The sequence below is a fragment of the Blastomonas sp. genome (assembly GCF_030373265.1).
Classification (GTDB): domain Bacteria; phylum Pseudomonadota; class Alphaproteobacteria; order Sphingomonadales; family Sphingomonadaceae; genus Blastomonas.
On the sequence record NZ_JAUCZC010000051.1, the window covers coordinates 1 to 7,472 of the forward strand.

7 protein-coding genes and 1 pseudogene are annotated in these 7,472 nt (G+C 65.4%); 6 read left to right on the forward strand and 2 right to left on the reverse strand.

Annotated elements, in window-relative coordinates; genetic code table 11:
- The 3 genes and pseudogenes from QUV11_RS16915 to zapE all read left to right on the forward strand — a co-directional run.
- Window positions 1-209: pseudogene (locus tag QUV11_RS16915) on the forward strand (succinate dehydrogenase iron-sulfur subunit); the annotation flags it as partial.
- A gap of 44 nt (window positions 210-253) precedes the next feature.
- Window positions 254-715: a PaaI family thioesterase gene (locus tag QUV11_RS16920; protein WP_300884155.1), complete on the forward strand. Its 462-nt coding sequence runs from the start codon at window positions 254-256 to the stop codon at window positions 713-715.
- Entirely contained in the window at window positions 712-1,842 is a 1,131-nt protein-coding gene (gene zapE, locus QUV11_RS16925; RefSeq protein WP_300884157.1) for a cell division protein ZapE, read from the forward strand. Before QUV11_RS16920 ends, zapE begins: the two co-directional genes overlap by 4 nt.
- A gap of 76 nt (window positions 1,843-1,918) precedes the next feature.
- Here zapE and QUV11_RS16930 read toward each other — a convergent pair whose 3' ends face one another.
- Window positions 1,919-2,317: a hypothetical protein gene (locus QUV11_RS16930; RefSeq protein ID WP_300884158.1), complete on the reverse strand. Its 399-nt coding sequence runs from the start codon at window positions 2,315-2,317 to the stop codon at window positions 1,919-1,921.
- A gap of 287 nt (window positions 2,318-2,604) precedes the next feature.
- Entirely contained in the window at window positions 2,605-4,119 is a 1,515-nt protein-coding gene (locus tag QUV11_RS16935) for an aldehyde dehydrogenase family protein (protein ID WP_300884159.1), read from the reverse strand.
- Between the two features lie 192 nt (window positions 4,120-4,311).
- Between QUV11_RS16935 and QUV11_RS16940 the strand changes: the two genes are divergently transcribed.
- The 3 genes from QUV11_RS16940 to QUV11_RS16950 form a co-directional block, all read left to right on the forward strand.
- A complete protein-coding gene (locus QUV11_RS16940) occupies window positions 4,312-5,025 on the forward strand; it encodes a response regulator transcription factor (RefSeq protein WP_300884160.1) in 714 nt (237 codons plus the stop codon).
- Window positions 5,022-6,356 (forward strand): FecR domain-containing protein, encoded by a 1,335-nt coding sequence (locus QUV11_RS16945; RefSeq protein ID WP_300884161.1) that lies wholly within the window; start codon window positions 5,022-5,024, stop codon window positions 6,354-6,356. Before QUV11_RS16940 ends, QUV11_RS16945 begins: the two co-directional genes overlap by 4 nt.
- Window positions 6,349-7,472: CHASE2 domain-containing protein (locus tag QUV11_RS16950; RefSeq protein WP_300884163.1), on the forward strand; the 1,124-nt coding region annotated here is incomplete at its 3' end. The genes QUV11_RS16945 and QUV11_RS16950, both read left to right, overlap by 8 nt.

The following is a 7,472-nucleotide window of genomic DNA, read 5'->3' on the forward strand; positions in this document are numbered from 1 at the left end:
TGGGCCCCGCCATCCTGCTGCAGGCCTATCGCTGGCTCGCCGACAGCCGCGACGAAATGACCGGTGAGCGGCTCGACGAGCTGGAAGATCCTTTCCGCCTCTATCGCTGCCACACGATCATGAACTGCGCCAATGTCTGCCCCAAGGGGCTGAACCCGGCGCGCGCGATTGCCGAGATCAAGAAGATGCAGGTCGAACGGCACGTCTGATCGGTTCGGTTATCCCTCGACCGGTGGACGCAGACTCGCCCGTATTGCCCGATGATTTCGCCCTCGGACCAGACCCGGACCATCCGGGCTGGATGCGCTGGGAGCTGCGCGAAAAAGGCCGCTACAACAGCACCCTCGGGCCGATGTCGGTGATGCAGCGCGATGACGGGACCGTCGTCGTGCGCACCGTTCCCGGCCGCCTGCAGGGCAATCTTGCCGACAACGTCCATGGCGGCGCGATCCTCACGCAGGTCGATATCGCGATGTTCGTGTGCGCGCGTCTCAACGGATCGCTGCGCCAGGGCCCCGGGGTGACGCTCGACCTCAGCACACATTTCGTAGGCGCCGGCAAGGTCGGCGTGCCGATCGATTGCGAGGTCGAGATCATCAAGGAAACCGGCCGGATGCTGTTCCTGCGCGGACTGGTCAAACAGCAGACGGCCACCATCTGCGCCTATAGCGGCACGATCCGCAAAATGCGCCGTAGGACGGAAGAACGCCCATGACCGGCACACTCGCCCGCTACGAGGCTCTGGTCGGCGCAGGCGAACTGCGCCCCGATCCCGACCAGCGCGCGGCTGCGGTTCGGCTGCAGGCGATGCAGGACGCGCTGCAGGCGGTACCGCCGCGTGGGTCCCTGCTCTGGCGGCTGATGTCGCGCGAAGCCAAGCCCGAGCCGGTGCGCGGCCTCTACATGTTCGGCGGCGTGGGACGCGGCAAATCGATGCTGATGGACCTGTTCTATGACTCGGTCAGCATCAACCGCAAGATCCGCGTCCATTTCCACGAGTTCATGCAGGACATCCACGCCCGCCTGCGGGTCGAGCGCGACACCATGCAGGGCGATCCCATTCCCCCGGTCGCGCGCCAGTTCACCGACAATTACCGGCTGATCGCGTTCGACGAGATGGTGGTCAACAACAGCGCCGATGCGATGATCATGTCGCGGCTGTTCACCGCGATCATTGAGGCGGGCGTCACCGTGGTCGCCACCTCCAACCGCCCGCCCGACGACCTCTACAAGGACGGCCTCAACCGCGAGCATTTCCTGCCGTTCATCGAACTCATCAAGCAGAGGCTCGACGTGCAATCCTTGAACGGCCCGACCGATTACCGACTCGAGCGTCTGTCGGGCACCAGCACCTGGCACGTCCCCAACGGCCCAGAGGCGACCGCCGCGCTGCGCGAAGCGTTCTTCCGCATGACCGATTATTCGCCCGACGATGCCGCGCATGTGCCCAGCGGCGAGGTCGCGATCAGCGGCGGGCGCTCCATCCATGTGCCCAAGTCCCTGAAGGGCGTCGCGGTGTTCTCGTTCAAGAAGCTCTGCACCGAAGCGCGCGGCGCGCCCGACTATCTCGCCATCGCGCGGCGATATCACACCGTGTTCCTGGTCGGCATCCCGCAATTGGGCCCCGAAAACCGCAACGAGGCCGCGCGCTTCGTGACATTGATCGACGCGCTCTACGAGATGAAGGTCAAGCTGATCGCGTCCGCCGATGCCGAGCCGATGGACCTGTATTCGAGCGGCGACGGCAGGTTCGAATTCGACCGCACGATCTCGCGGCTGATGGAGATGCAGTCGGACAGCTATCTTGCGCTGGGGCATGGCGAGCGCGCTGGGGCGGGGTAGGTTGGTTCAGGCTGCGGCGGGTTTTGGGTTGAACTTGGGCAGGGTCCAACGGCTGGATTTGGGTGGTTTCCTGACGCTAGAGGATCACGCCCTGGCGATAAGCCAGCTTCGCATTTCCACGTATCTTTGTGCCACGTTTGGTGACTTCGAGGCTTATCTGCCGTCGATCGATGCGGGTTAGCAGCACCCCGAGGCAGTCATACTTCCGCATGTCCATTTCCGCGTCTGTCTCAACGTGAAGCTCTAACTGATTCGCATCAGGCCCATAGTTGCGGACAATAGCTTCAGGTCCGTAGAAACGTTCAACCGCTTCCTTGATGAACTCGCGTTCACCGTCACGAAGAGGTGCGGGTGTTTTTTCAGGAACCGGCGGTGAGGCGAGAGGCATTCGGCTAAATAGCGGATTCACGAATGGCGGCAAAGGGGTCGCTTGCGGAAAGGCAGGTTTTTTCTGCGGGCCCTCAAAAGCCGCCACCCCCTCCGCTCAGCCTGAGCTTGTCGAAGGCCCCGCTGTACGGCTGGCGTGGGCGCGGGTCCTTCGACTTCGCGGGCTGAAGCCCGCGGCTCAGGATCAGCGGGAGTAGTTGGGCAGGTTTTGAGGCCGGGATGGCAGACAATTCGGCCTTATGCCCTGCCCGCTTGCCTGCGCAGGCAGGCATCCATCTCCTACCCCCGCATCCAGCACAGCGGTCAGGAGATGGGCCCCTGCCTTCGCAGGGGACCTGAATATTGAGAGCACGCCGCAATATGGGCTGCCCCCCCTCACAACTCGAACGTCACCCCCTGCGCCAGCGGCAGCGCGGCGGAATAGTTTACCGTGCTGGTCTGGCGGCGCATGTACGTCTTCCAGCTGTCCGATCCGGACTCACGGCCGCCGCCGGTTTCCTTCTCGCCGCCGAATGCGCCGCCGATTTCCGCGCCCGAGGTGCCGATGTTGATGTTGGCGATCCCGCAGTCGCTGCCCGACGCGGCGACGAACGCTTCGGCCTCGCGCAGATCGTTGGTGAAGATCGAGGACGACAGCCCCTGCGCCGCGGCGTTGTTGAGCGCGATCGCCTCGTCCAGCGTGTCGTAGCGCAGGCAATAGAGGATCGGCGCGAAGGTTTCGCGCAGCATCGGGCCGGTCTGTTGGGACATTTCGACCACCGCCGGGCGGACATAGACCCCCTTCCCTTCCTTTGGCCCGAGTCCCTCGATCCGCTCGCCGCCATGCACCGTCGCACCCAGCGCGCGGGCATCGGCGAGCGCCGACTGCATCGCTGTGAACGCAGCTTCGTCGATCAACGGCCCAGCGAGATGCGTGGAATCGCGCGGATCGCCGATCGGCAGCCGTGCCGCGGCCGAGATGATCCGCGGCACGAACGCGTCATACGTCCCACGCTCGACGAACAGCCGCCGCAGCGAGGTGCAGCGCTGGCCGGTCGTGCCCATGAAGCCGAAGGCGCAACCGGTCAGCGCAAGGTCCATGTCGGCGCTTGGCGCGACCACGGTTGCGTTGTTGCCGCCGAGCTCGAGCAGGCTGCGCGCAAAGCGCTTCGCCGCCGCTTGTCCCACGATCCGCCCCATCGCGGTGCTACCGGTGGCGGAAATCAGCGCAATGGCGGGATGATCGACCAGGGCCGCGCCGGTTGCCGCATCGCCCAGCACCAGTTGCGCCAGTCCCTCGGGCGCATCCGACCCGAAGTCCTTCGCCACCCGATCGAACAGCGCCTGCACCGCAATCGCGGTGAGCGGAGTCTTTTCCGACGGCTTCCACACCACACTGTCGCCGCAGACCAGCGCCAGCGCCGCATTCCACGCCCAGACCGCGACCGGGAAGTTGAACGCGGTGATGATCGCCACCGGTCCCAGCGGGTGCCAGGTCTCGCTCATCCGGTGGCCGGGGCGCTCGCTGGCGATGGTGAGGCCGTGCAGCTGCCGCGACAGGCCGACCGCGAAATCGCAGATGTCGATCATCTCTTGCACCTCGCCCAGCCCTTCGGACAAGGGCTTGCCGCAATCGAGCGTCACCAGCATGCCAAGGTCCGCCTTGTGATGGCGCAGCGCCTCGCCAAGCCTGCGCACCAGCTCGCCGCGACGCGGGCCGGGCACATGGCGCCACTGGTGGAAGGCAGCGGCTGCGCGCTCGGCGATGACCGCAACGGATTCGGCGTCTGCAGCATCGATCCCGGCGACGCGCGCCCCATCGACCGGGCTGAACACATCCATTGCCCCCTGCGGCAGCGTCCAGCCCAACGAGGCAGCGAGATGGTTCAAATGGTCCGGGGTGTTGTTCATATCATCCTCATTCTGGCGCGTTTATGGCGGCGCGCCTTCCTATGCATTCAAGCTTTGCTCAGCACCAGCCCGGTGCTCCATGTAAAGCTATGTAAAAACGTATACTAAGGACTCGCCAATCTCCTGAAACGCAGGCATTTGAGATCCTTAAGATTTGTTAACTCCATAGTGGGCGCACAGTCAGGGGAACTTATGCGCATCGCAATTGCCGATGATGATGACGACAGCCTGAGCATTCTGGAAAGCATCATCACGAATTTGGGCCATATCAGCGTCCGGTTCGGCGACGGAGAACGTCTCGCAGCCGCTCTGTTGCGCGACACCTTCGATCTGGTGATGCTCGACTGGAACATGCCCGGCAAGTCAGGCCTGCAGATCATCCAGTGGATGCAGACAACATTGGACAATCCTCCACCGGTCATCATGCTCACCGCGCGCACCGCCAAGCGCGACATCACCGAGGCATTGCATGCTGGGGCCGATGATTACATCACCAAGCCCGAGGAAGACACCGTCATTGGCGCGCGGATCGCGGCGGTGCTGCGCCGCACCAGCGCGAGCGCGAGCATGGACAAGGTCGCGGAGTTCGGCGGATACCGGCTGGATCGGATGGCGCAGACCATCCGCCATGATGGCAAAGACATCACGCTGACCGCCAAGGAATTCGAGCTGGCCGACCTGATGTTCCGCAACCGTGACCGCACCCTGTCGCGCGCCTACATCATGGAAACGATCTGGCGGACCAGTGCGGACCTCGCCACGCGCACGCTGGACATGCACGTCTCGCGCGTCCGCTCCAAACTTGCCCTCAGACCCGAGAACGGATTTCGCATCTTCACCGTTTTCGGCTATGGCTATCGCCTGGAAACGATAGACGCGGCCAAGGACCTTTCAGCCTCAGAATGACTCTCCGTGCATCGCTGACTTGCTGTTTGCTGGCCGTGGCTGCGCTGTTCACCGGCCTGGCGCTGGCACCGCAATCTGCGCTTGCCCAGCAGCCGGGCAACGCCGAGACGATTGTCTACACTGTCCGCAAGGGTGACACGCTGATCAGCCTCGGCCGCTCCTGGCTGATCCGCGAGAGCGACTGGAAACAGGTTCAACGGCTGAACCGCGTCGCCAACCCGCACCGGCTGCCCGTGGCGAGCCGGTTGACGCTGCCTGTCCGCCTGCTCCGGTTCCGCCCGGCCTCGGCCACCGTCGCCGCGTTTCGCGGGGATGCGCGTGCGGCCATGGCCAATCGGACGCTCGAGAGCGTGACCATGGGTCAGAGCCTTGGCGAAGGCGCGCGCTTCGTCACCGGCCCCGCCTCATCGCTGTCGCTGGCGCTGAGCGACGGATCGGTGGTCACCTTGCCGTCGAACAGTGCCCTGCGGATCACGCGGCTACGCAAGCTGCTGATCACCGACAGCATCGACTACGAGCTGGCGCTGGACAGCGGTGGCGTGCGCAGCCGGGTGTCACCCTTGCGCAACCGCGACGACCGCTTCCGCTTGCGCAACCCGATCGCGGTCTCTGCGGTGCGCGGCACCGATTTCCGCAACCATTACGATGCGGCGCTGGGTCAGGCGCGGGCCGAACTGATCGAGGGCGGGCTTGCGGTCAACGCGTCGACTGGCCCTGGCGAAACCCGTCTTGCCGCCGAATTCGGTGCCGTGATTGGCAAGGCCGGCGGCATATCGGTCGAAAAGCTGCTGCCGCCGCCCACCTTGGTCACCGGCGGCGGCAAGCAGCGCGCCCCGGTGCTGGCGTTCTCGGTAGCCTCGATCGCGGAGGCGCAAGGCTATCGCCTCCAGATCGCGCGCGACAGCGGGTTTGTCGATGTCGTCGACGACCTGACCAGCCCCGCGCCCGATTTCACCGCAGCCGCGCTGCCCAACGGCAATTATTTCGCCCGGTTCACCGCGATTGCGGCTTCGGGACTCGAAGGCATGCCGGGAACCTTCACCTTCAAGCGCCGGCTGGCAACGGCCACCCAAGGCGCGGCCGCTGGCGAGGACGGCTATGTGTTCCGCTGGGTCGGCAGTGGAGAGGGTGAGCGCCGCTATCATTTCCAGCTGCGCACGCAGGACAGCCCGATATTCGTGGTCGATGAGACCGGGCTGACGGGGTCGTCGGTCATCCTGGGCGATCTGCCGCCTGGCCGGTATATGTGGCGCGTGGGGACGACCACGTTCGCTGCGGACGAAACCGATATCGACTGGTCCGACTACGAAAGCTTCACCATCGATGAATAGATATGCCGGAACCGCAGGTCTGCGGCGCCGGTTCCAGATCGAATGGGGCGTGGTGGCGATGATCGCCACGGTCCTCATTGCCGCAGCCACGATCAGCGGTTGGACCCGCCCCGCCGACGACCTGCTCTACGATGCGGCGATGCGGGTGGCGCCCGCCCCCGCCGATCCCGATATCCTGATCGTCGCGATTGACGAGACCAGCCTCCAGGCGTTGGGCCGCTGGCCCTGGCCGCGGCGGCTTCATGCCGCCGCGCTCGACAGGCTGGCAGAGGCGGGGGCTGAATCGATCACGCTCGATCTGCTGCTGTCGGAGCCCGCCGCTGACGATGCCGCGCTGGCCTCAGCGATGGCGCAGGCCGCGCAGGTCTATCTTCCGGTCCAGTTCGTCCGGCCCGGCCGCGATGGCCGCGCCTTTGACCGACTGGACCCTGCCCCCGCGCTGGCGCGCGCCGCCGCTGGACTTGGGCATGCCAACACGCAAATTGATGGCGACGGCACCGTGCGGTCGGCGGTGCTGTGCTTTGCGCCGGTGAAGGGCGGCCAGCATCTGCCCCACCTGATGACGCTTGGCGATGCGCCTGCCAACTGGCCGTCGTGCCTGGAGCCGGAGCGGTTGCGCTTTGCGTCGCCGGAGAGCTTTGCCACTGTGTCGTTCGTCAGCGTGCTGCGCGGCGAGGTTCCCGATGCGCTGATCACCGGTCGCAAGGTGCTGATCGGCATGACGGCGCAGGGGCTGGGGGACCGTTACTCTGTCCCCACATCGGACGGCAGCAGCATGCCCGGTGTCGAGATCAACGCCAACATCGCGAGCGCGCGCGCTCTGGGCCATGGGGTGGGCCAGCCTCCGCTGGTGGTCGCCCTGACCCTTGCGCTTGCTCCCGCCTGGCTGCTGCTGCTCGCGTTCTGGCGGTTCAAGCCGCGCAGCGTCAACCTGCTTGTGCTCGCGCTTGCGGCCTTGGTGCTGGGGTCCAGCATCGCCGCGCTGACCGCCAACCTGTGGATCGCGCCCGGTCCGGCGCTGCTCGGCCTTGTGCTGGTCTATCCGTTGTGGGGCTGGCGCCGGCTGCAGGCGACCAGCGACTATATGGCGGGCGAGCTTGCCCGGCTGGAACGCGA